Here is a 23,732-nt window from a genome sequence, read left to right as displayed (position 1 = left end):
AGTATATACAGAGGATAAATTTTATCTTCAAACAGCGAAACTTTTGTGTCCTCTGTGTTCTCCGGAGTGAATAAAGCATGAATTATCTTTTTCCGTACAACTTGTCTATCAGGTCTGCCCGTCCGATGCGGCGCAGTTCATTGATGATGTTCCGTCGTTCTTCCGGTTTATACCAAAAAAAGAATTGTCTTTGGGCCAATTTTTCCCGTTGGGTTTTGGCACTGAATACCGGTTCGAGTGTGTATGGGTGGAAGCCGGTGTACCAGGCTTCGGTAGCTACGGTCATAGGGGTGGGAGTGAAGTCCTGCACCTGTTCCAAATGAAAATCCTGCCGCTTGGTAATTACTGCCAGCTCTGCCATATCCTCTTCTCTACATCCGGGATGGCTGGAGATGAAATAGGGGATTAATTGTTGGCGTAAGCCAAGTTCCCGGTTGATTCTGTCAAATATCTTTTTAAACTCCCCGAATTGGCTGAAGGCAGGTTTACGCATGATACTCAGTACCCGGTCACTGGTGTGTTCCGGTGCTACTTTCAGGCGGCCACTGACGTGGCGTGCTATTAGTTCGCGGGTGTATTCCGCCGTACTTTTATTGACGGAAGGGTCTTTGCTTTGATGAAGCAGTAAATCATAGCGTACTCCGCTGCCGATAAAGCTCCGTTTGATTTCCGGTAAAGAATCTACTGCATGGTAGATATCCAGCAATGGCCGATGATCTGTATTGAGGTTCGGGCATACTTTGGGATGGATACACGAAGGACGTTTGCAATGTTTGCAAAGTGCCAGGTCTTTTCCACCCATTTTATACATGTTGGCAGAAGGTCCTCCTAAATCGCTAAGATTTCCTTTGAAGTCGGGTAGTTGTACCACCTCTTTTACCTCTTTCAGAATGCTCTCTTTGCTTCGGCTCACAATAAATTTTCCCTGGTGGGCGGAGATCGTACAAAAGGCACATCCTCCAAAACATCCCCGATGGATATTGATGGAGAATTTAATCATGTCGTAAGCCGGAATACGTTTTCCCTTGTATTTGGGATGGGGTAAGCGTGTATAAGGAAGATCGAATGAATGGTCCAATTCTTCCTGTGTCATCGGTGGATAGGGTGGGTTTACCACTACTACTTTGTTGTCTACAGCTTGAACAATCCGGGCTGCTGCATATTTATTGCTTTCTTCTTCAATGTGCCTGAAGTTGGCGGACTGCTTCTTTTTATCAGCGAGGCATTCTTCGTGGGAATGGAGGGCAATATCTTGCTCATCAGGCTCGTATTCATCGGTCAGATAAGCAATTTGCGGAATAGTAGTCAGTGAAGAACGACAGATGTTAAACGGTGAAGTCGTACTGTCCCGGTATTCATTGTGCGTTGTTAATCTGCGGACCAGTTCGCAAATGGGCTTTTCACCCATACCATAAATCAGCATGTCGGCACCGCTTTCACAAAGGATGCTTTTTTTAAGCTGATCTTGCCAATAGTCATAATGGCTGAGGCGGCGCATACTTGCTTCAATACCTCCTAAAATGACCGGTACATCGGGATAGAGTTTTTTCAGGATCTGACTGTACACGATTGAGGGGTATTCCGGTCGCATATCCGGACGTCCGTCCGGTGTGTAGGCGTCATCGCTGCGCAAACGTTTATTAGCTGTATATTTGTTCACCATGGAGTCCATGCAACCTGCACTGATGCCGAAAAAAAGGCGGGGACGTCCCAGTTTGCGGAAGTCGCGCAAGTCGTCACGCCAATTGGGCTGAGGTACGATGGCCACCCGTAAACCTTCGGCTTCAAGGATACGACCAATGACGGCCGCTCCGAAGGAAGGATGGTCTACATAAGCATCACCGCTAAAAAGGATGACATCCAGTTCGTCCCAGCCGCGAAGCTCTACTTCTTTCTTAGTGGTGGGTAACCAATCAGTAAGTCGATATTCTTTCATGGGAGCAAAGATACGGATAATTTTGCTATACGAGGGCACGGATAAAGCAGAAGATGAACCAACCACATACGGCTATCTTCAGCACGGTACCCAACAGAAAACCTGCAAATGCTCCGAATCCGGCTTTCAGGGCGTATTTGGTCTCTTTACCGCCCAGCAATTCGCCTGCTACTGCACCTGCAAACGGACCGATGAATACCCCCCAGGGAGGAAACAGGAAAATACCGGCAAAGGTACCGATGATACACCCCCATTTGCCCCATGAAGTACCTCCGAGCCTTTTCACTCCAAACATTGGAATGAAATAGTCGAGTATTTGTATCAGTACCACAATGAACAGCCAAAGGAACAGTTGCGGAATAGTGAAGGAAACTTTATCGGTGAAGTGTAGACATACCAATGCCAGATAGGCAACAGGAGGTCCCGGCAACATGGGGACAATACATCCGGCCAATCCGACAAGCAGGCAGATACTGCCCAAAATAATCAGGAATAAATTCATGCGCTCAGCCGATTCTTTTAATAATAGCAATGAATTCCTCGTTGGTCATTCCGAAGTCTTGCTCACGATAGTTCACGAAATCCTCCAGATAGTCGCTGGCTATGGCTTCAAGAACTTCCTTACCGTTAAGTCCTTCTTCATCAAGCATAAAACGGATCATACCCTGATAGGCATGAATCGTTTTTAAGCGCTGTTCGGCTCCGGCTACTCCCATCATTTGACAATGATGCTCGTTGCGGGCAATAAGATAAACGGTAGCGTAGAACTTTTCTGCGCTACCGAATGTATTTTTTATTTTTTTGATTGCCGTTACCGGCCATTTCTTTATTTGATTTTGTACTTCGCTCATAAGATAGTAAACTGTAAAGTCATCCGCTCTCCATCATATATTTCGCGGAATCCGATACCTTGTTCTGATAAATATTCCTTAAGATCCTGAAATGCGGCTACCTGATCCGTTACAATCTCCATCTTGTCACCGGAACTGGCATTACACATTGCTTTTATGGCCGGAATCAACGGGCTATAGTTTGTCATTCCGCAGGTATCAATGGTAATCATACTTCCTCCTCTTCTTCTGCTTCCTGCTTCGATAGCCAGGTGAGATAAAGTTTGATGAGTTGCTGCAACCCGAATGCTTTCATATTATTGTGATAAATCACGTCTATGCAGAGGTCGAGCAGGTCCTTACTGTCTTCTTCCTGACTTGCTATCAGCGAACGTATATTCAGTTTCAGCTTCTCCAGAACGGCTTCATCTACAATGCCATTGCTGTCTATCAGATGCTGGAATAGAGAGTATTTTTCGATGGTTACCAAATTCTCTTCAGATATTTCCATGCTGCGTGTACCGCTCGGATTTGCTTGTATTGTGTACATAGTGTTTTTATTTTAATAGTTATTATTAGGAGCAAAGATAGAATTTAAAATGAAGAATGGAGTATGCAGCAGGGATTTTTTTTGATGAATTCATATTTTCATAGAATTCCCTCCGTGAGCAGACATGCTCACGGAGGGAACCTTATGACTGTTTATCCGTCAATTGTCAAGGCCATGGCTGAACAATAATCTGAATGGTTTGCCGTCCTAATGGGGGCTGCCCCGGATTGAGCGGATTGTACCATTTCATATTAACCTGATATCTTCCTGCCAAAACTCCTCTGATGCGCAGAATAATCATGGAGCCAAGTACGTATGACGCTTCCTGTTCTATGCCTTCCGGCGGGTTGTCGCATTCCCATACCATTGCTCCAAACATGGGATATGGAATTTCAGCTATTTCGCCCACATGAAGAAAGACCTGGCTTGGCAGTGGGGGAGGCGGAACATGAGGAGGTGGAATATCTTGTTCGATTCCTTCCACCTTTAAAATCGGAACGTTCACGGAAGGGCTGTATGCATAAGCTACGCCTCTACAAAGTAGCATGACTACTACTAAAAAAAACATTTTTGTTTTCATAATTATAAAAAATTGGTTCATCTAAAATGCCACAAATGATTATCCAACCATAAATAATCAGATTAGAAGACTCTATTATGAAATTAGAAAAAGATAAGATGGCAAAAACAGTAATGGTAATGGGACAACCGAATGATGACAGGAACAAAAACGATAGCAGCCATTATGTCAGATGGCAGTAAGTCTTAAAATAAATTCACGTAAATAACAGACATTATGACAGTTTTGTCTGCAAAGAACAAGTTCTTTGCAGACAAAAGACTAATACCCAATGCTGGGACATAACCATGTTTATTGAAAGTTTATTTTTCTCCGAAGAATTTTAGTATTGCTGCCATTACTGTGGCACGGTCCGTTTCGCTTTCAATGCTTTCGAATGGGAATCCCATTGCGAATACCCGATAATCTCCTTTATAGGCAATTCCGGTACTGCGTTGCCCGGGTTGATATGCGAATACCGGGAAAGCAGAACCTACCGGCACAATGCAGTCGGGAGCAGTTACCGCATAAGACTTTTCGTTAGGCAAGCGGGGAATCTGTATGGTACGTCCCAGGCCCGAGATCTGTCCGGAACGGGTATCACTTAATGAACTCTGATAGCCGTATTTCAGTACAGTCTCTGTGAATTCTCGGTTACCTTGCGAATTACTCATGTCGCTGCCTATATAGGATCCGCTGACAAGCAGGTTTCCTCCTGACTGGCAATAAGCTGTCAGTAAGCGCTGCATAGGTGAAGAGAATGTTTTATAATACGTTTTGCGGGCCGGATCACTTTGGATATCATCTTTCTCCAGGCCCAGAATGAAATCTACGATCGGATAGTGTTCCAGTTGGACACGTCCGTTTTCAACGGCTTCGTCACTGCATGAAACGAAACTGTAGTTTCCGGCAGCCTGAATCGCTTTGCCATGTATAAATGGATAGTCGAAGGTATTCCCGGCAATTTTCATTCCTTCCAGTTCGCCGCCGCTATAACCCAGGCTCCCTTTTCCTTCTTTTCCGGCTTGAGAGCGATCAAAGTCTGTTTGTGCTCCGCAAAACGAAATATTATATTGGTAGGCGACACCGGGATCTTGTTCCAGATCAAAGCCTGCTTCATCCGGTGTGTCAATAACTGCCGGTCCGCTTAACCGATTGAAACCGTTAATGATAAGCACTTTTCCGTGTTCTCGCTTGGCTTTGTAGGCCGCCAGAATTTCAGACGGGAAACTTTCTCCTCCCCGGTTGACAGCCGTAACCTTAAATGAATAAACCAGGCCCGGTTCTATTTTTAGAGAGTACGAAGGCTTGTCCACACGTACCCCGTTGTCGAAACCACCATATCCGATACGGGTGTATACTATATACTCACGAGGACGGGCAGTGGGTTCCGATGGATCATTCTCTCCCTGCCATGAAAGTTCCAGAGTATTTTTCTTTTTACCGAATCCGATGGCAAAGTTGCTTACGGGAAGTGGTTGTACCACATACTCTTTGTTGTGCTGGCTGCTGACAAATTGCAGTACGGCTTTATAAATGGCGCGTCCTACGGTAAACTTGAAATTCGGATCGTGTCCGAGTTTCATGTCGGCAAAGTTCTGGTGCGACAGTAACTCGATGATGGTGGATGGGGTGGCAGGCAGGCGGGTCTCGCTGTAATTGCGGTCCCACATGCTGCGTCGGGTCCATTGTATATTAAAGTTGGCACGAATATCCTTTTGTATTTGGGTAAGCATGAGGTCGGCCAGATCCCGCGAAGCATATCGGTTATTTCCCGAGTTGAGCAGTCCGTTATTGAAGTTGGTTGTATAGATGCCGAGTGACCCTACTATATCGCCCGTTTTACTGTATCCGGCATCACTGTGCAGTGCCACATTCATTTCTAACGGTACACCCAATCCTTTCTGTACGGGATTGAATACGGAGCCCCCCGACAGATAATTGATGGTGTTGGAGCGTGCATTGATGTCGTCTGCATAATCGTTTTCTCCCTGTTTTCCTCCGTAAACGTCATAAGGCATTCCTGCCCATTGGGCGGAATAACGCGCACCCTCCAGATAGCGGGGTAATCCGCTCACTGTAGTACCCCGGACAATGTTTCCCATTCCTCCGCCGAAACGTACGGCGTCGGCACAGACAACTCCGCTTTCATTGCTTTCATTGCTCAGTACCACCATGCCGTAATCATTGCTGCCTTTGTCAAACTCAAATGTACCAAGGTATACCCATGTGCCACTGCCTATCTTCTGGTTGACTTTGAATTCCGTTACACCACCTTTGTGAAATACCAGATACTTGGCGTCACTAACGCTATTGGGGAGTGTTTGGTAAGATACATATACCGCATAATTTCCCGCTTCGGGAATGGTAGGGATCCATTCGGCGAATGCCTTATTCTTTTTCTTTTCTGTACGGGTGAAGCGTGCGGTACCTGTCAGGAAGGGATTTTCTCCATCTTTGTAGACAGATTTTCTTTGTGCGAATCCATAACCGTTTGTTTGATTCCAACGGGCCTTGCGGCTTTTCATTTCCAGATAGATGGAACCGTTTCGGGTGTCATTGTCTACAATCACTTCATTTTTCTGAGTATCCCGTTCACGCGGAGTATAAACATTAGCTCCGGCGTTTTCAAGCATGGGAATGACATAAGGCAGGATGAAAGATTGCGTGAATAAGTCTTCTGTGGTACAGAACAGTCGTGGACGTTGCCAACTCCATTCGCCTTTATCGTTTTTGAAATATTTGCCATGGCTTTGCCAGAGGGAGATGTGACGGTTTTGCAGTCCTTTGGTTACTTCATAGGGGCGGGAAACATTTTTTACCCAAGGTGCTCCTTTGTATTCCGCATTCGAGAGTCGCGACTTATCTTTCTTTTTCCCACGAAAGAAGTTGGGGACTAACTCTTCGATGGGTTGGTCGTTGACATAAACCGTGGTTCGGAAAAAGCGTACGGGACCCGGAAGTAACTCTGCTATCTGATGGTAGATTTCATCTACTGTTTCCGGTAGAAAGGGCTGATAAGCAAAACTTTCGGAAGCATAGATGGATAGTTTTTTACCTTCAAAGTCAATATCTACGCTTTTTAACTTACTACTTCCGGTATTGGCAGATGCCGGGATGTAAGTCTCAAAGTAATTGCTAAGCCGTTCTTTTACGCTCTTTTCAATTTCTTGCGCAAATAAGATACCTGTGCCCGTAAGAAGCAACAGGAGGAGTATACATAGTTTTTTCATATATTCGGTTGAGTAATAGTCCGGGTACAAAAATAGAAGAAATAAATGAAAAACCGGTGATCCCGATAAGTCATTAGCAATTCAGACTGGTAATGAACCGTTTATTCGGTATACAATGCCCTTAGTCTGTCGATATCTGCTCCTAATTGGTTTCTCAGGAAGTTCTCCAGGCCTTGGTAATCGGAATCGATAGTCTGGAAGGCTGCTTCCAGATATTCCTTACGCACGGTGGTAAGAGGCGCGAATTCGGGATGGGCCTGTACGATCGCATCGTATTTGCCTTTTAGGTATTCGGCAGACAGCATATAATCTTCCATAATCACTTTTCTGTCTACACCCAATGCTCCCAATAATAATGCGGCGGCAATACCGGTACGGTCTTTTCCGGCCGAACAGTGAAATAAAAGAGGAGTGTTCCGTTCTTCCGAAACAATCCGGAAAAACTCCCGGTAAGTATCCTGGGCATTTTGGATGATATAGACGTATGCCTGTTCAAGTATTTTCGGAATGTTGTTCAGGTTGAAGTGAGCCATGTCGGTCATGTCACCGGCTTCGATGGACAGAGGAATGTATTGCGTTACCGTTGCCGGTATTCTGTCTGCTGCCACTTTCTTTTCCTGTATACTTCTGAAGTCAATATCCGTACGGATGGATAAAGAGGCAAGATAGGCCAGGTCGGATTCTGTCAGTTTATTGAGATCGCCCGAACGGATAAATGTTTTCCACTTTACGTGTTTATGGCCTGCTGCGGGATAACCTCCCAAGTCGCGCATATTATATGCTCCCTCGACAGGGAGAAGACGGAGATATTCTTCTTGTTTCATGTATGATTTGTCTTTTTATTAAAGAAAAGAAGAGTGAAGAGTTTCAAACTCCTCACTCTTCTTTATTTTTATTTCACTAATAAGCTCTGATTATAGTGGAATGTATTCCACAAATGCTTCCATTGCTTCGTAAGAGGCCAATCCCAAGCTGTCGTAAAGAGCTGCGGTACCCCGGTTACGGTCTTCGCTACGTTGCCAGAACAGGCGTTCGTCATTACCCAGGAACGGAGCACTTTCCATCTGGGACTGGTGCTTCAGGATGGAGTTACGTTTTGCACGCAATTCTTCCGGACTGATAGGCACAGCCATTTCGATGTTTTCAATTTCCCATTCGGCCCATGCACCACGATACATCCAGATACGGCAATCTTTCAACCATTCGGCTCCTTCTTCTTTTTCAAGGTCTACAGCAGCAAATACGGCATCTGTACACACACGGTGTGTGCCGTGCGGGTCAGCGAGGTCACCGGCTACAAAAATCTGGTGAGGTTTCACTTCACGGAGCAGATTGCGGACGATTTCTACGTCAGCCTCGCTGATCGGATTTTTCTGGATTTTACCGGTTTCATAGAAAGGCAGATCCAGGAAGTGACAACGTTCCAGTGGGATATTATTATAGGTACAAGCTGTACGTGCTTCGCCACGACGAATCAAGCCTTTGATGGTCAGGATATCGCGTGTATCCATATCACCGTCTTTCTTATCCTTCAGGAATTTACGGATTTCGGCATATTTTTCACTGATCACCTGATCTTCACTGTTTATAAAGATTTGGTTGAATCCGTTGATGAAATGCATGAAACGAACTACTTCCTCATCACCTACGGCAATGTTTCCGGAAGTCTGATATGCTACATGGACTTCATGTTTCTGTTCTACCAGACGGCGAATCGTACCTCCCATGGAGATCACGTCATCATCGGGGTGTGGAGAAAATACGACAACCCGTTTCGGATACGGTTTGGCACGTTCGGGACGATAGGTGTCGTCTGCCTTCGGTTTGCCACCCGGCCATCCGGTGATGGTGTGCTGCAGATCGTTGAATATCTTGATATTTACGTTATAAGCAGATCCGAATAGGGCAAGCAGTTCGCTCAGTCCGTTTTCGTTATAGTCTTTGTTGGTCAGTTTCAGGATTGGTTTTCCGGTCAACTGGCACAACCATACAATAGCACTGCGGATCAGTTTATCGTTCCATTCGCAAGAGGTGACCAGCCATGGACGCTGAATACGTGTCAGGTTGGAAGCTGCCGACAAGTCGATGGCTACATGTGCATTGTTGTGAGTCTGTAAATAAGATGCCGGAATGGTATCTGTTACATTACCTTCCACACACTCTTTCACCATGTGCGCCTTTTCTTCACCCCATGCCAGCAGATAGATTTTCTTTGCTGCCAGAATAGTGGCCACACCCATTGTAATGGAACTGATTGGCGTATTATCAATGGTTCCGAATATTTTGGATGCTTCATTGCGTGATCCGCTGTCCAGCAGAATCAATCGGGTGGTAGAATTCAGGCGTGAACCTGGTTCGTTGAAAGCGATATTACCTACGCGGCCGATGCCCAGTAAGGCGATATCGATACCGCCGAAACTCTCGATGCGCTGTTCGTACAGGCGGCAGTATTCAAAGATGGTATCTTTAGCGATCGTACCATCCGGAGTGAAGATATTCTGCTTGTCAATATCAACGTGATCGAGGAACATCTCTTTCAATGCGTTGAAATTGCTGTTGATAGCGTCTTGGGACAATGGATAGTATTCGTACATATTGAATACGATTACATTACGGAAACTGAGTCCCTCTTCTTTGTGCATGCGAATCAATTCGGTGTATACGCTGCGTGGTGAATTTCCACCCGGCAATGCCAGTACGCAGAAACGTCCTGCTTTTTGTTTATCGCGAATGACCTGTGCTATTTCGCAAGCGATATGATTTGCACCTTCTTCCACAGACTCATAAATATCTGTAGGAATTTTCTCTAATCGGGTTAATACCGATCTCTCGAATGCATTCTCCGGTCTATAATACCTGGGGGAGACCCTGTTGAGTGTAATCTGAGAACTAAGATTTGTCTTCATAAGTTTGTTATTAATTAAGTTTGACTGAGTCTTTGTCGTTATCGGAAACTCTGAACAAATATATATAAAAACAATCAACTATGCGATAAGGTTGACAGGGAATTTAAATTAAAATCTTTTTTTACCTATAAATGGGGAGGAGGGGAGTGATAAAACGATGAAGGTTAAACGATAAACGGTGGACAATGAAGAGGCTGCGTTATAATGGTCTGTTCATTGTTCACCGTTTATGTTCAAAAAACGTCTATTCGATTAAAACAGCGTATTGGTTTCAGGCACCAGCTTACCCATGGCCCATACGGCTCTTACGTTGAGGTCCTCATCGAGTACCAGGATATCGGCATCTTTGCCTTTTTGCAAGGAACCCTTACGGTCGTATACACCCATGATACGTGCCGGGGTTTCGGAAGCCATACGGACTGCGTCTTCCAATGGAATTTCTGCTTTCTGTACGACGGTACGAATCAGGCGGTCCATTGTGGCAATACTTCCTGCCAAAGCAGAATGGTCGGCCAACTTACATACTCCGTCTTCGATAATAACACGCGGGTCGAAAGCTTCTTTGCTGTCACTGTCGGCGCAAGCAAGGGCGTCTGTAATCAGGCAGGTTCTTTCTACACCTTTTATTTTATATACAAGTCTCAGGATAGTAGGAGGTACATGGATTCCATCGGCTACTACTTCTACGGTCATATTATCCAACAGATAAATACTTTCGACTGTACCTTCATACTTGTATTCTCTGCGCTTGTGGAAACCGGGCATTGCATTGTAGAAGTGGGTGGCATGGGTATATCCGGCTTCATATGCCGTACGGATGTCTTCAAATTCGGCTTGTGTATGTGCCACGGAAGGGAGAATGCCTTTGGCAGCAATATATTTTCCGAACTGCATGGCTCCCGGAAGTTCCGGAGCGGCGTCCCAGCGCTTGATGCAATGATACTGTTCTACGATCGGAATATATTCATTCGGATCAGGGTTCTTGATGTTCTCGGGAATTTGTCCTCCTGCCATTTTCATGTTCAGGTAATGACCTTCAAGGTGCAGTCCCAGAATAGGGCTGTTTTTCTCTTCCATCAGTTTGGTGCAGGTTTCAGCAGCTTGCTGGATCATGGGGACTGTAGATGATGAAAGTGTAGGAAAGATACTTGTAGTGCCATGTTTCATGTGAGTATGGACCGCTGCCCGGAAGGCATCTTCCGTACATTCCATAAAGTCGCGGCCTCCACCACCATGCACGTGGATTTCTACCCCACCGGGAACTACATACATACCTTTGACGTCAATAAGTTCAGCTCCGATAACGGCCAGATCGCAGTTTGTGACTTCTAAAATCTTATTGTCTCTGATAAGCACGGAACCGTCTTTCATCCATCCTTGGGGGGTGAGTATACGTGCGTTAATTAATTGGGTTAACATTCGTGTTATGAGTTAAATTAGGGTTTGTTTTTTGGTACAATAAATTGATTGTCTGGCAAAATTAGATACTTTTTTGCATTTATATACTATAATTCAAGAGATATTTTTATTAAATGCGGAAATTATGTCCTGTAGATTTAATAAAGGAGAAAAGAGTCTGCGTCTTTCCAGCTGGGGAATTTATGGCGAAAGGCAGTGAGGGTTTCTATATCAAGTTCGATGGTTTGTATCTTTTCTTCTGAGTCGGGAGTCCCTGTCAGTATCTCGCCTTTAGGACTATACAAGGCTGAATATCCCGGATAGTGAAGTCCGTTGCCGTCTCGTCCTGTACGGTTCACACCGCATACGTAACATTGGTTCTCGATAGCGCGTGCGCAAAGTAGTGTATTCCATGCATGGATGCGTGGAGTAGGCCAACTGGCTATGTAAATAAGAAGGTCGTATTCGTTGTTTATATTCCGGCTCCAGACAGGAAAGCGAAGATCATAACAGACCTGAAGGCAGATATTCCAGCCCCGATAGGGGACGATCACCCTCCGGTTGCCTGCCGAAAAGTGTTCAGTTTCGCATCCCATGCGGAAGAGATGGCGTTTGTCATAGTAAAATTCCTGACCGTCCGGAGTAATCAGAAAGGCCCGGTTATAATAAGCACCTGCTTCTTCGCAGATGAAACTTCCGACCAATGCGAACTGAAACTCTGCGGCATACCCTTTGAGGGTCCGGATGGTGAAACCGGAAATCGGTTCGGCCAATGTCCGGCTGTTCATGCTGAATCCCGTTGTGAACATCTCCGGTAAAACAACAATCTCCGTTGTTCCGCGAAGAGGAAGTAGCTTTTCGCGGAGCAAACGGAGATTTTCCTGTTTATTTTCCCAGATAATATCTGTTTGTACAATCGAGATTTTCATACATCATTCAACATCTCCAATGGAGAAGTTTTCGGGGTGTTTCCCTTTGAAATCTTTGAAATAAAGTTTTATTTCACGCATGTCCTTGTCAATATCTCCACTTGGCATGACTGCTTTAGTCGACGTAATGGTCTTGGTTGTATAGTCGATGCCGACCAGGACAATGGGTACCTGTGCTTTGAGCGCAATGTAATAGAAACCTTTTTTCCAGTTGGGGTTGCGTTTACGCGTTCCTTCGGGAGTAATAGCGAGGTGAAACTTTTTGCTGGTATTGAAGTGATGAACCATTTGCTCTACCAATGAGGTCTTGCGACTACGATCTACAGGAATACCTCCTACAGCTCTGAAAAGCAGCCCTAAAGGAAAAAAGAACCATTCTTTTTTCATCATGAAACTGGTCTTTCCTCCCATGGCACCGTAAAATAGTTTACCAATAAACAAATCTAAATTAGTGGTATGGGGAGCTGCGCAAACTACACATTTATCATATTTGGGTACTGTCACGTTCATCTTCCATCCCAGCAGGCGATAGTAAATAAAGCTATATATTGCTTTTTTCATTCTTAGTTCAGTTTCGCGATGGCGTCAATGATTTCGTTTACTTTTGCATTGAAGTCTACACGGAATTTTTTGTAGAATCCTTTCACATTTCCCGGTTCGGTGTGGCTGATACGGCTGATAAATTCATCCTGCATTTTCAGGATTTCCGCCATCAGTTCGTCAGCTTTTGCTTTATCTGTACCCGGTACGAACATGCTGTTGATCAAACACTCTGAAAATAATTCACCTGCGATATAGTTTACGTTCTTTTTAAGTTCTCTTCTCTTTGCCATAATTCTAAATGTTTTATGTGAGTATATAGAAAATATTTTCGGTAAAGATAACGACTTTCTTCGGTTCTGAGTAATAAATTTGAAATAATTAAATAATTCCATGCTGTGTCTGTCTTGTTGTTTGGTGGTTACAGACGCATTTTAGCAGAGGGTGTAGCCATCCGTATGCCGGGGCTACACCCTATTGGCGGGAGGGCTACACCCTTTACCTCGTGGGGCTACACCCCCTGCCGGAAGAAAGAGGTTGGTATTGTCAGAAAGAAAATCCCAGGTTTACGTAAAATCCTACGTCCTTGGATTGGTTGGAATACCCCAATGATGCTTCTAATGGACCGAACATGCTGTCCAGCCCATATCCGATGCTACAACCGTAAATCCGGTTGCCCTTCAGGATCTTGAAAAAATTATCGTCACTCAAGGCAAAGTTTCCGGCTAACGTTATATAATGTTTGCTACCCATGCGTTGGCGCAGCTTTAGAGAAGCCACGGCAACGGAATTGTGCGTTAATTCTATATTGTAAATTCCGGCGAACGGGAGTTGCTGGGGCAAATAACGTCCGAACACGTCACTTCCCAACGCATTCTCGTAGGCATAAGGAATTTCCTGCCCGATCAGTACTCTGCCGTAAATAGCCGGGATCAGGGCCAGACGGTTGCTGACAGAGAACACACTTTCCCAGGAGGCACTGAGTGCGGAGAAGGGGGCATGTCCGTTATATCGGGCGAAGTTGTCCGTATACAATGAATAAGCACCGGAGAAGTTGCTGCCTTTGGATGGGAAGTATCCTTTGTCGAAGGTGTTGTAACGTAACTGCGCAAAATAACTGATGAAGTATTCGGAGTTGACATCCATTGTAAATTCCGGTTTCTTGAAAAGGAAATCTTTGTATTTGAAATACTCGATTCGTGCGCCGAATCCAAACCGGAGATTTTTATACCACACATCCGAAAATCCGAATTCACCCAGATGATATTTATAAGTTGTGTTGTAGGCACGGTCGCCATGATCATAAATGTTGATGTCATTGTACTGGAACATGTACGAGAAATTGATGTTTCTTTGTTGCATGGGTTCCAGGGTATAATCTACCCGGGCCATGTATCGTTTGCCCAGTCGTCCGGTAACAGAAACTTTGGAAGGAATGTGGGTCTTTAATTGTGCTGTGGCATTTATCAATAGCGAAGCTATCTCTTCCGAGTCGAAGCGGAGACCTACATTGATGGTTTTCTCATACTTTTTCTCTAACAGGAAGGTTAAATTATAGCCTTCAGGGGTATTGGTCAATGTGTAACTGGCGTTTGAGTAAGATTGGTTCCCGCGCAGAATGAATAGCGCTTGTTCAATCTGTCGCATGCTGATTTCACTGTTTTCTTGCAGTTTGCATTTTTTCATTAACCACTTCTTGTCGTTTTCTTCTACATCAGAGAAAGTAATTTCCTTCACTGGCAAAGTCCGGGTGCTTGAAAATAAGGTATAAGGACCATGTGACTCGGGTTTGAAAGTGTCTGCAATACCGATTTTCTTTTTAAGAGCGAGCAGGGAGTTCCATTGCTTGCGAGCTGCCTCTTCTCCCCGGTGCATCAGAGAATCAATGGCCGAAGGGGTAAAACTGGCCGAAGAATATCCCTCAACGTTCACTTTTATATAAGTATCGGTCAGGCTGATATTTTTTTGATGATTGTTTTTGGTAGTCAGGTCAATGATTTGGGAGAGTATGTCCGGAGCACTGTTAAGTTTGTCGATCCCTTTTAAGTTGTTTTGCACATCTACACCGATGATAACATCGGCGCCCATCGATTTGGCTACATCTACGGGATAATTGTTAATCATGCCGCCGTCAATCAGAATCATGCTATCCTTGCGCACAGGTGTGAACACTCCGGGAATCGCCATGCTGGCTCGCATTGCTGTGGCAAGCACTCCATTGTGGAATACAATCTGTTCGCCATTTACGATGTTTTGTGATACGCACGCAAAGGGGATAGGCAGTTTGTTGAAATCAACGGAATCATGATAGCCTACTGTCAGTTCCGTAAATAGGTTGGCCAGATTCTGTCCCTTTATGATTCCACCGGAAACGGCGTCTTTGGGGCTTTTGGTAAAGGGGAATGAAAAGACATATTTTTCTGATTTTTCGCGTTCGTTGAGTGACATGGCACTACGCTTTACACGATCACTGAGCAAAAACATCCAGTCTTGTTTGCGTACCATACTGTCCAGTTGATGCGGAGTATATCCGATGGAGTATAATCCACCGATTATGGATCCCATACTGGTGCCTACTATATAATCGATTGGGATGCCGGCTTCTTCAATGACTTTCAGAGCCTGGATATGTGCTACCCCTTTCGCACCTCCTCCGCTGAGTACCACTCCGACTTTTTTACGTTGCTGTGCCATAGCGGGCAATGCCAGAAAAAAAGCCGGTAACAGAACTAATATCAGTGACAAATGTTTTTTCATTATAGTGTTATTTTTATGAATGCACTACAAATTTATATTATTATTTGGTAAGTAAGTAGTGAATGACACTAAAAGTGCAAGTTATGGAACTTATGCAGAAAAGAATTATCTTTGCGCCCCTTTTGTGGAATAATTCCCCAATCAGGGACACAATTCCACACTTTGGATAAGTGGCGGTTATGTTCCGAAAATCACTAAAACAGCTTCTGCAGGGCATTGGAGAGAACTTTTTAGTTAAAAAGATATATTCGGGACATAGTTTGGTATCTGATTTGTAAAGTAGCTAAGAAAGGATAAGTTAATTTTAATAATACAAACAAGCATGAGACTATTTTTAACGAGAAAAGAGCTGAAACTAAGGAGAAAAAGAACAATAGTGGGCATCGTCTGTTTGGCTCTGGTGGTAGGCATTTACTGGGTTCTGACGCGGCCACATAAAGCTAAGCCGGAGATACCTACTGTGATTGTAGAACCGGCAGAAAGGGACAATGTAGAGATTTTCGGAGAGTATGTGGGGCGTATACGTGCACAACAGTTTGTCGAAGTTCGGGCGCGGGTGGAAGGATATCTGGAAAGTATGCTTTTTGCCGAAGGAACGTATGTGAATAAAAATCAGGTGCTGTTTGTGATCAATCAGGATCAGTATCGTGCCAAAGCAGATAAGGCACGGGCACAATTGAAAAAAGATGAAGCACAAGCATTGAAGGCAAAACGGGATTTGGAACGTATCAAGCCGTTGTATGCACAAAATGCGGCCAGTCAGTTGGATCTGGACAATGCGGAGGCAGCTTATGAAAGTGCGGTGGCGACCGTCGCAATGAGCGAGGCAGATCTGGCACAGGCCGAGTTGGAACTGGGTTATACATTGGTTCGTTCTCCGCTGTCGGGTCATATCAGTGAGCGTAACGTGGACTTGGGAACTCTGGTGGGACCGGGTGGTAAATCGCTGTTGGCTACAGTTGTGAAAAGTGACACTGTACTGGTGGATTTCAGTATGACTGCTTTGGATTATTTGAAGAGCAAAGAACGCAATATTAATATCGGGCAACAGGACTCTTCTCGTTCCTGGCAGCCGAACATCACTATTACATTAGCAGACAATACGGTGTATCCTTACAAGGGATATGTGGATTTTGCCGAACCTCAGGTAGATCCCCAGACAGGTACTTTTTCAGTCCGGGCAGAGATGCCGAATCCGAAGCAGGTGTTGCTTCCGGGACAGTTCACAAAGGTAAAGCTGTTGCTGGATGTACGCGAAGGAGCGATTGTGGTGCCGCACAAGGCGGTAACTATCGAGAAGGGTGGAGCCTATATCTATACCATGCGCAGAGATTCGACGGTAGAGAAACGATTTATAGAGCTGGGACCTGAATTTGGCAATAAACTTGTAGTGGAGAGAGGATTGGCCGCAGGCGAAGAAGTGGTAATAGAAGGATATCACAAACTGACGCCGGGAATGAAGGTGAGGGCTACTTTACCTCAGTCACTAACCGAGAAAAAGGAGAGCGAATGACTCCTTTCCTGAGATAAATAAGAACGTATAATTTAAAAGAAACTCTTCCTCCCTCTCGTTGGGAGAGGGGTGGGGTGAGGCCTTATAGAATATGAAAGTTAGTTTTTTTATAGATAGACCTGTTTTCTCGATCGTTATCTCGATACTGATTGTCATTATCGGCATCATTGGTCTGACCATGTTGCCTGTCGACCAGTATCCTCAGATCACTCCTCCGGTAGTGAAGATCAGTGCTTCTTATCCGGGAGCCAGCGCATTGACGGTTTCACAGGCAGTGGCAACTCCTATCGAGCAGGAGATTAACGGAACACCGGGTATGCTTTATATGGAGTCGAACAGTTCCAATTCCGGCGGATTTTCGGCAACGGTTACTTTTGATGTTTCTGCCGATCCGGATTTGGCGGCCGTAGAAATCCAGAACCGTGTGAAACTGGCGGAAAGCCGTTTGCCGGCTGAAGTTATTCAGAACGGTATCTCCGTAGAGAAGCAGGCACCCAGCCAGTTGATGACCCTTACGCTGATGTCGTCTGATCCGAAGTTCGACGAAATTTATTTGAGTAACTTTGCCACGATCAATGTACTCGATGTAATCCGTCGTATTCCGGGAGTAGGACGTGTTTCGAATATCGGTAGCCGTTACTATGCCATGCAGATATGGGCGGAACCGGATAAACTGGCAAACTTCGGACTGACTGTACAGGATTTACAGAATGCGCTGAAAGATCAGAACCGTGAGTCGGCTGCAGGTGTACTTGGTCAGCAGCCGGTGAAGGGACTCGATGTAACGATTCCTATCACTACACAAGGACGCCTTTCTACTGTAGAGCAATTTGAGAACATTGTGATCCGTGCCAATACGAATGGTTCTATCATCCGTTTGCGTGACGTGGCACGGGTTTCTCTCGAAGCTTCTTCATACAGTACGGAGAGTGGGATCAATGGCAAGAATGCTGCCGTTCTGGGCATTTATATGCTTCCGGGCGCTAACGCGATGGAAGTTGCAAAAAGTGTCAAGGAAGCGATGGATGAAATCAGCAAGAACTTCCCGGAGGGGTTGAGCTATGAGGTGCCATTCGATATGACGACTTATATTTCCGAGTCCATTCATGAAGTATACAAAACCCTGTTTGAGGCGCTGGTTCTTGTGGTGCTCGTCGTTTATCTCTCTTTGCAGAGCTGGCGGGCTACGTTGATCCCGATAGTTGCCGTTCCTATTTCATTGATCGGTACGTTCGGTTTCATGTTGATCTTTGGCTTTTCGCTGAATATATTGACATTGTTGGGGCTGATTCTTGCTATCGGTATTGTAGTGGATGATGCCATTGTCGTGGTGGAAAACGTGGAGCGTATTATGGAGGAAGAGAAACTTTCACCGTACGAAGCTACGAAGAAAGCCATGAACGGATTGGCGGGTGCGTTGATTGCCACTTCTCTGGTGCTTTGTGCGGTGTTTGTTCCGGTGAGCTTCCTCAGCGGTATTACGGGGCAGCTTTACCGTCAGTTCACTATTACTATTGCTGTATCCGTACTGATTTCTACTGTAGTGGCGTTGACGCTGAGTCCGGTCATGTGTTCGTTGATTCTGAAACCGGATAACGGTAAAAAGAAGAACATTGTTTTCCGCAAAATCAACCACTGGTTGAACGTGGGCAATCATAAGTACGTAGTCGCTATCCGCCGGGTAATTGGTAATCCGCGTCGTGTATTGGCCGGTTTCGGGGTGGTGCTGATCGGTATTCTGTTGATTCACCGTCTGATTCCGACAAGTTTCCTTCCGGTGGAGGACCAAGGCTATTTCAAGATAGAATTGGAGTTGCCCGAAGGGGCTACGCTGGAGCGTACCCGGGAGGTAACGGATCGTGCCATCACTTATCTGGAAAAGAATCCGTATATAGCGTATGTACAGAATGTGACCGGAAGCAGTCCCCGTGTGGGCAGCAACCAGGCACGGAGTGAGTTAACCGTAATTTTGAAGCCGTGGGAAGACCGCAAGAATACTTCGATAGACGAGATTATGACAAACGTTCGTCGCGATCTGAGTGAGTATCCGGAGTGTAAGGTTTATCTCTCCACTCCTCCTGTCATTCCCGGTTTGGGAACCTCGGGTGGGTTCGAAATGCAACTCGAAGCGCGTGGTGAAGCTACTTTCGATAATTTGGTGCAGGCAGCGGATACTCTGATGTATTACGCTTCCCAACGCAAGGAGCTGACAGGACTTTCCTCCTCACTTCAGTCGGATATCCCACAACTCTACTTCGATGTAGACCGCGATAAAGTGAAGATGCTTGGTGTGCCTCTGGCGGATGTTTTCTCAACCATGAAAGCCTATACGGGATCGGTCTATGTGAACGACTTCAATATGTTCAACCGTATTTATAAGGTATACATTCAGGCTGAAGCACCCTATAGGGAACATAAAGACAATATCAACCTGTTTTTTGTGAAGGCCTCTAATGGAGCGATGATCCCGCTGACTTCTCTGGGTAATGCATCGTATACCACCGGCCCGGGTAGCATTAAACGTTTTAATATGTTTACCACTGCTGTTTTTCGTGGTGAGGCGGCGCAGGGCTATAGTTCCGGTCAGGCTATGGAGATTATGGAGCAGATTGCACGTGACCATCTGCCTGATAATATCGGCCTGGAATGGAGTGGTCTCTCTTATCAAGAGAAAAAGGCAGGTGGGCAGACCGGATTGGTACTGGCATTAGTGTTCCTTTTTGTATTTCTCTTCCTGGCTGCACAGTATGAAAGCTGGACAGTGCCCATTGCCGTATTGCTTTCGCTGCCGGTAGCCGCTCTGGGGGCTTATCTGGGGGTATGGATTTGCGGACTGGAAAATGATGTCTATTTCCAGATCGGATTGGTGATGCTTGTCGGATTGGCGGCCAAGAATGCCATCTTGATTGTAGAGTTTGCGAAAGTACAGGTGGACCGGGGAGGTGATCTGGTGCAATCAGCCATCCATGCGGCACAATTGCGTTTCCGCCCCATCTTGATGACTTCGCTCGCGTTTGTACTGGGTATGCTTCCGATGGTGTTGGCAACCGGTCCCGGTTCGGCAAGCCGTGCGGCCATCGGTACGGGAGTATTCTTCGGAATGATTTTTGCCATTGTAGTGGGCATTATCCTTGTTCCGTTCTTCTTCGTACTGGTCTATAAAACAAAAGCAAAACTGAGAAATGTGCCGAATGTGAACGTGAAGTTACCGTTCAAGTCTAAAAAGAAAATTGATTGAATTATGAAAAGAAGCTATTTATATATTACTCTCTTATTAACTGCATTTACCCTGGGTTCTTGCAAGATAGGAAAAAGTTATGTCCGTCCCGACCTTAACTTGCCCGATAGTCTGGCACAGCATCAGGATACCCTGAGCTTCGGAGATAGGGAATGGTGGCAGATTTATACTGACAGTACCCTCCGGAGCCTGATAGACCGGGCACTGGAGCATAACAAAGATATGTTGATAGCCGCTGCCCGTGTCAAGGAAATGGCAGCTCAAAAACGCATTTCGACAGCAAATCTGTTGCCGGACATTAAAGGTACGGTGACTGCTGAACGGGAAAACGAAAACCATGGTGGAGATGCTTTCAAACGTAGCGATACTTTCGAGGCGCAACTTCTTTTCTCCTGGGAGCTCGACCTCTGGGGAAATCTTCGTTGGGCACGTTCCGCCAGCATTGCCGAGTATCTTCAGTCCGTTGAGGCACAACGCGCTCTTCGGATGACTATTGTAGCTGAAGTGGCTCAGGCGTACTATGAACTGGTGGCTCTTGATACCGAACTGGACATTGTCCGTCAAACGTTGAAGGCACGTGAAGAGGGGATGCGACTTGCCCGTATCCGCTTTGAAGGGGGATTGACTTCCGAGACTTCTTATCGCCAGTCGCAGGTAGAGTTGGCACGTACTGCTACGTTGGTACCCGATCTGGAGCGTAAAATTTCGTTGAAAGAGAATGATATAGCTTTCCTTGCTGGTGAGTATCCCAATAAGATTACACGTAGCCGCTTATTGCAGGAGTTCAATTTTCCGCAGGAATTACCTGTCGGTTTGCCTTCAGGACTGCTTGAACGCCGTCCTGACATTCGTCAGGCTGAACAGAAATTGATTGCCGCCAATGCCCGGGTAGGGGTGGCCTATACAAATATGTTTCCACGCATTTCACTTACCGGCAGGGTAGGATCGGAGAGCACTGCACTTTCCGAGCTGTTGAAGTCGCCTTATAGTATAATGGAGGGTGCTTTGCTTACACCAATTTTTGGCTGGGGTAAAAATCGTGCTGCCCTCAAAGCTAAGAAAGCTGCTTACGAGGCTGAAGTGCACAGCTACGAAAAGTCTGTCCTGACCGCTTTCAAAGAGACTCGGAACGCGATTGTGAACTTTAATAAAATCAAGGAAGTATATGATCTTCGTGCCAAATTGGAACGTTCGGCTAAGAGTTACGTAGATCTGGCGCAATTGCAATATATCAATGGAGTGACGAATTATCTCGATGTACTCGATGCCCAGCGTGGGTATTTCGATGCCCAGATCGGACTTAGCAATGCGATGCGGGATGAACTGATTGCTGTGGTACAGGTGTATAAGGCACTGGGAGGTGGATGGCAGATAAAATAATGGAATCCCGATTTTAGTCACGCTCCCATGAACAGCATGAAAAGATTAAGATTCTTTTTTAGAAATCTCAGAGCCAGGTTGATATGCCGCTCTATTGCTTTTTCGGTAATAGAAAAATGTTCTGCTATTTCTTTGTTGCTCATGTGCAGCTCCCTGCTCATACGGAATACTTCTTGTTGGCGGGGAGGAAGTTGCATGACAAGCTTATCGATGTATTTCTTTAAGTCAGCGGCATCCAGTTCTCCTTCCATATCATAAGATTCCTCGACTGCTTGTATCGCAGTTATTTTGAGGGCTGTTTCTTTATAGTATCTACGTGAATGATTGAATATAACATTCCGGGTTATGATAAAGAGATAGCCCTCAAAACTTTTGTTTTCATCTAAAAAATGGTGAGATTCCCATACTTTCACAAATACTTCCTGCACAATCTCCTCAATGTCCATTGAAGCGGTGAAATAAAGCTTTGTGAAATTATAGACTTGTTTCCAGTAATGATTGTATAAAAAAGCAAATGCTTCCTGATCGCCATGCTTTAATTTCCTGACTGTTTCTTTCTCTTGCATCTGTTTTAGTAATTAGAGGTGCAAAAGTAATCTTTTTGTTCTAAATAGATGCAGTTTCTACAAGAATATTAAAAAATAACATATTTTGTTTAATTGATATTATGTTATGATGGCTGTATTGTCTTATTATATGGACTTAATAGAATAATGTATCCACTTATTATATAAATAAAATAATAGCAACATATATTTATTGGATAAGTTCTAAAGGAACTATTCTTTTGTGAACTTTTTTGCATCTGTTCTCGATCTTATTCCATATCTGATTTCCAATCTCTGTATCTACCGGATTATTTTTGTTTTCATTCCATTGTTTTCTCATTTGTTTCTTTATCAAATTCGAATGATAGAGCTTTTTACGTCCTTTTTTGTCTAATCGATCTGATAATAGTTTTTTGATCAGATCGATTTCCTTGTTGTTTTTATCCATTTCTTAAATCTATTTTGTGTTATCTAAAACTAAATACACAACAGACCTACTTACCACCACATGTAAATTATAACTTTTTAATTGAAAATCGTCTCTGATGATATCGATAGCATACACATCTTGGTTTTTGTGGATGTTAATTCATTGTTTTACAGTATTATATATGGTTTTTATTTGGTAATAATAATTGCTTGTTTTTTTATGTGTAATAACGTTAGTTCCTTTAGAACTATGGTATATCGCTGCTTCTGTAGCTCTTGTTCTGATCGTGGGTGGACTTTGGATGTACTCTAATACGGGTAGAACTCAAATAGAGAAATATATTGAATTTACGGCACAAGAAAGCAGAATGTATCTATTGCCGGATAGTTCGAAAGTATGGATGCAGCCGGGGAGCTCCATACGTTTTGCCGAAAACTTTAAAGAATGCAGGGATGTATGGCTGAAAGGCAATTCACTTTTTGAAGTTCGCAAGAATTCGGGTAGTAAATTCAGAGTATACATTGATAAAGCATTTATCGAAGTGAAAGGAACCTGCTTTCTGATAAAACAGAATAACCCTAATGCGAATGAAATTACACTATTTAATGGGAGTATTGAATTTAATATAGAATCCACCCATGATAAAATAGCAATGAAACCACTCCAGGAATTAGTGTATAATCCTGTTAGTGCAAGAACTCAGCTGAGGCGGATAGAAAACATAGAATGGCAAAACGGGCGCTATAACTTTACCCAATTTAATTTGGAACACTTAACCCGTATTATGAATCAAATGTATGGCTCTCACATCACCATTAGCGACAAAGTGAATAAAAATTGTGCTTTCACCGGAAGTATCCGCTATGATGAATCTTTGGAAGACGTTATTGATAAAATCTGTTTTAGCCTGAATCTTAGAAGCAAAGAAATGAATGAAGGAATTCTTATTTACAACTAATATTTATTAACCCAATGTTAAATCTAA

At 44.5% G+C, this 23,732-nt stretch carries 20 protein-coding genes; 4 read left to right on the top strand and 16 right to left on the bottom strand.

Annotated features, from left to right (window positions below; genetic code table 11):
• Positions 1 to 82 precede the first annotated feature (82 nt).
• From R3O62_RS18825 to R3O62_RS18760, 14 genes are all read right to left on the bottom strand, one after another.
• On the bottom strand, positions 83 to 1,936 hold the full coding sequence (locus R3O62_RS18825) for a YgiQ family radical SAM protein (protein ID WP_220576046.1): 1,854 nt from the start codon (positions 1,934 to 1,936) through the stop codon (positions 83 to 85).
• 25 nt (positions 1,937 to 1,961) lie between these two features.
• Positions 1,962 to 2,438 carry a DUF456 domain-containing protein gene (locus R3O62_RS18820; protein ID WP_217737531.1) on the bottom strand — a complete coding sequence of 159 codons (477 nt, stop codon included), beginning with the start codon at positions 2,436 to 2,438 and terminating at the stop codon, positions 1,962 to 1,964.
• Between the two features lie 4 nt (positions 2,439 to 2,442).
• Positions 2,443 to 2,787: a hypothetical protein gene (locus R3O62_RS18815; protein ID WP_005807359.1), complete on the bottom strand. Its 345-nt coding sequence runs from the start codon at positions 2,785 to 2,787 to the stop codon at positions 2,443 to 2,445.
• Positions 2,784 to 2,999, bottom strand: coding sequence for a sulfurtransferase TusA family protein (locus R3O62_RS18810; RefSeq protein WP_005807358.1), 216 nt, complete (start codon positions 2,997 to 2,999; stop codon positions 2,784 to 2,786). The genes R3O62_RS18815 and R3O62_RS18810 overlap by 4 nt, the downstream gene beginning before the upstream one ends.
• Positions 2,996 to 3,316 carry a hypothetical protein gene (locus R3O62_RS18805; RefSeq protein ID WP_005780191.1) on the bottom strand — a complete coding sequence of 107 codons (321 nt, stop codon included), beginning with the start codon at positions 3,314 to 3,316 and terminating at the stop codon, positions 2,996 to 2,998. The genes R3O62_RS18810 and R3O62_RS18805 overlap by 4 nt, the downstream gene beginning before the upstream one ends.
• 166 nt (positions 3,317 to 3,482) lie before the next feature.
• Positions 3,483 to 3,884 carry a hypothetical protein gene (locus tag R3O62_RS18800; RefSeq protein WP_005807355.1) on the bottom strand — a complete coding sequence of 134 codons (402 nt, stop codon included), beginning with the start codon at positions 3,882 to 3,884 and terminating at the stop codon, positions 3,483 to 3,485.
• A 314-nt stretch (positions 3,885 to 4,198) separates the two neighbouring features.
• The gene (locus R3O62_RS18795) at positions 4,199 to 7,108 is read right to left on the bottom strand and encodes a xanthan lyase (RefSeq protein WP_317472792.1); all 2,910 of its coding nucleotides are present in this window, start codon (positions 7,106 to 7,108) and stop codon (positions 4,199 to 4,201) included.
• Positions 7,109 to 7,209: 101 nt separating this feature from the next.
• On the bottom strand, positions 7,210 to 7,932 hold the full coding sequence (locus R3O62_RS18790; protein WP_005823386.1) for a tyrosine-protein phosphatase: 723 nt from the start codon (positions 7,930 to 7,932) through the stop codon (positions 7,210 to 7,212).
• A 90-nt stretch (positions 7,933 to 8,022) separates the two neighbouring features.
• The gene (locus R3O62_RS18785; protein WP_005780179.1) at positions 8,023 to 10,014 is read right to left on the bottom strand and encodes a glucosamine-6-phosphate deaminase; all 1,992 of its coding nucleotides are present in this window, start codon (positions 10,012 to 10,014) and stop codon (positions 8,023 to 8,025) included.
• Between the two features lie 252 nt (positions 10,015 to 10,266).
• Positions 10,267 to 11,433 (bottom strand): N-acetylglucosamine-6-phosphate deacetylase, encoded by a 1,167-nt coding sequence (gene nagA, locus R3O62_RS18780; RefSeq protein WP_317472791.1) that lies wholly within the window; start codon positions 11,431 to 11,433, stop codon positions 10,267 to 10,269.
• Positions 11,434 to 11,570: 137 nt separating this feature from the next.
• Positions 11,571 to 12,341: an amidohydrolase gene (locus tag R3O62_RS18775; protein ID WP_005780174.1), complete on the bottom strand. Its 771-nt coding sequence runs from the start codon at positions 12,339 to 12,341 to the stop codon at positions 11,571 to 11,573.
• Between the two features lie 3 nt (positions 12,342 to 12,344).
• Positions 12,345 to 12,902: a 1-acyl-sn-glycerol-3-phosphate acyltransferase gene (locus R3O62_RS18770; protein WP_005780170.1), complete on the bottom strand. Its 558-nt coding sequence runs from the start codon at positions 12,900 to 12,902 to the stop codon at positions 12,345 to 12,347.
• 2 nt (positions 12,903 to 12,904) lie between these two features.
• Positions 12,905 to 13,174, bottom strand: coding sequence for a hypothetical protein (locus R3O62_RS18765; RefSeq protein WP_005780168.1), 270 nt, complete (start codon positions 13,172 to 13,174; stop codon positions 12,905 to 12,907).
• Positions 13,175 to 13,427: 253 nt separating this feature from the next.
• Entirely contained in the window at positions 13,428 to 15,638 is a 2,211-nt protein-coding gene (locus R3O62_RS18760; protein WP_005807345.1) for a patatin-like phospholipase family protein, read from the bottom strand.
• 322 nt (positions 15,639 to 15,960) lie between these two features.
• Between R3O62_RS18760 and R3O62_RS18755 the strand changes: the two genes are divergently transcribed.
• From R3O62_RS18755 to R3O62_RS18745, 3 genes are all read left to right on the top strand, one after another.
• Positions 15,961 to 17,151 carry an efflux RND transporter periplasmic adaptor subunit gene (locus R3O62_RS18755; protein ID WP_005780164.1) on the top strand — a complete coding sequence of 397 codons (1,191 nt, stop codon included), beginning with the start codon at positions 15,961 to 15,963 and terminating at the stop codon, positions 17,149 to 17,151.
• A gap of 91 nt (positions 17,152 to 17,242) precedes the next feature.
• Positions 17,243 to 20,389: an efflux RND transporter permease subunit gene (locus R3O62_RS18750; RefSeq protein ID WP_005780162.1), complete on the top strand. Its 3,147-nt coding sequence runs from the start codon at positions 17,243 to 17,245 to the stop codon at positions 20,387 to 20,389.
• Between the two features lie 3 nt (positions 20,390 to 20,392).
• Complete coding sequence (locus tag R3O62_RS18745) at positions 20,393 to 21,769, top strand: efflux transporter outer membrane subunit (RefSeq protein ID WP_005780160.1); 1,377 nt, start codon at positions 20,393 to 20,395, stop codon at positions 21,767 to 21,769.
• A gap of 17 nt (positions 21,770 to 21,786) precedes the next feature.
• Here R3O62_RS18745 and R3O62_RS18740 read toward each other — a convergent pair whose 3' ends face one another.
• Positions 21,787 to 22,335 (bottom strand): RNA polymerase sigma-70 factor, encoded by a 549-nt coding sequence (locus R3O62_RS18740; RefSeq protein WP_317472790.1) that lies wholly within the window; start codon positions 22,333 to 22,335, stop codon positions 21,787 to 21,789.
• A gap of 190 nt (positions 22,336 to 22,525) precedes the next feature.
• A complete protein-coding gene (locus tag R3O62_RS18735) occupies positions 22,526 to 22,765 on the bottom strand; it encodes a hypothetical protein (RefSeq protein WP_022012434.1) in 240 nt (79 codons plus the stop codon).
• Between the two features lie 349 nt (positions 22,766 to 23,114).
• Here R3O62_RS18735 and R3O62_RS18730 point away from each other — a divergent pair, with 349 nt between their 5' ends.
• Entirely contained in the window at positions 23,115 to 23,705 is a 591-nt protein-coding gene (locus R3O62_RS18730) for a FecR family protein (RefSeq protein WP_005807339.1), read from the top strand.
• The last annotated feature ends 27 nt before the right edge of the window (positions 23,706 to 23,732 follow it).

The organism is Bacteroides hominis (assembly GCF_033042785.2).
GTDB lineage: Bacteria > Bacteroidota > Bacteroidia > Bacteroidales > Bacteroidaceae > Bacteroides > Bacteroides hominis.
The sequence above is the reverse complement of the archived record's forward strand: the minus strand, read 5'-3'. Positions and strand labels throughout refer to the sequence as shown.

Bases quoted from the DNA above. Each gene is read 5' to 3' on its own strand.
- R3O62_RS18820 (WP_217737531.1), bottom strand. From the start codon at position 2,438: ATGAATTTATTCCTGATTATTTTGGGCAGTATCTGCCTGCTTGTCGGA.
- R3O62_RS18825 (WP_220576046.1), bottom strand. From the start codon at position 1,936: ATGAAAGAATATCGACTTACTGATTGGTTACCCACCACTAAGAAAGAA.
- R3O62_RS18760 (WP_005807345.1), bottom strand. From the start codon at position 15,638: ATGAAAAAACATTTGTCACTGATATTAGTTCTGTTACCGGCTTTTTTT.
- R3O62_RS18775 (WP_005780174.1), bottom strand. From the start codon at position 12,341: ATGAAAATCTCGATTGTACAAACAGATATTATCTGGGAAAATAAACAG.
- R3O62_RS18765 (WP_005780168.1), bottom strand. From the start codon at position 13,174: ATGGCAAAGAGAAGAGAACTTAAAAAGAACGTAAACTATATCGCAGGT.
- R3O62_RS18795 (WP_317472792.1), bottom strand. From the start codon at position 7,108: ATGAAAAAACTATGTATACTCCTCCTGTTGCTTCTTACGGGCACAGGT.
- R3O62_RS18745 (WP_005780160.1), top strand. From the start codon at position 20,393: ATGAAAAGAAGCTATTTATATATTACTCTCTTATTAACTGCATTTACC.
- R3O62_RS18790 (WP_005823386.1), bottom strand. From the start codon at position 7,932: ATGAAACAAGAAGAATATCTCCGTCTTCTCCCTGTCGAGGGAGCATAT.
- R3O62_RS18805 (WP_005780191.1), bottom strand. From the start codon at position 3,316: ATGTACACAATACAAGCAAATCCGAGCGGTACACGCAGCATGGAAATA.
- R3O62_RS18755 (WP_005780164.1), top strand. From the start codon at position 15,961: ATGAGACTATTTTTAACGAGAAAAGAGCTGAAACTAAGGAGAAAAAGA.
- R3O62_RS18785 (WP_005780179.1), bottom strand. From the start codon at position 10,014: ATGAAGACAAATCTTAGTTCTCAGATTACACTCAACAGGGTCTCCCCC.
- R3O62_RS18735 (WP_022012434.1), bottom strand. From the start codon at position 22,765: ATGGATAAAAACAACAAGGAAATCGATCTGATCAAAAAACTATTATCA.
- R3O62_RS18730 (WP_005807339.1), top strand. From the start codon at position 23,115: ATGTATCTATTGCCGGATAGTTCGAAAGTATGGATGCAGCCGGGGAGC.
- R3O62_RS18815 (WP_005807359.1), bottom strand. From the start codon at position 2,787: ATGAGCGAAGTACAAAATCAAATAAAGAAATGGCCGGTAACGGCAATC.
- R3O62_RS18770 (WP_005780170.1), bottom strand. From the start codon at position 12,902: ATGAAAAAAGCAATATATAGCTTTATTTACTATCGCCTGCTGGGATGG.
- R3O62_RS18740 (WP_317472790.1), bottom strand. From the start codon at position 22,335: ATGCAAGAGAAAGAAACAGTCAGGAAATTAAAGCATGGCGATCAGGAA.
- R3O62_RS18800 (WP_005807355.1), bottom strand. From the start codon at position 3,884: ATGTTTTTTTTAGTAGTAGTCATGCTACTTTGTAGAGGCGTAGCTTAT.
- nagA (WP_317472791.1), bottom strand. From the start codon at position 11,433: ATGTTAACCCAATTAATTAACGCACGTATACTCACCCCCCAAGGATGG.
- R3O62_RS18810 (WP_005807358.1), bottom strand. From the start codon at position 2,999: ATGATTACCATTGATACCTGCGGAATGACAAACTATAGCCCGTTGATT.
- R3O62_RS18750 (WP_005780162.1), top strand. From the start codon at position 17,243: ATGAAAGTTAGTTTTTTTATAGATAGACCTGTTTTCTCGATCGTTATC.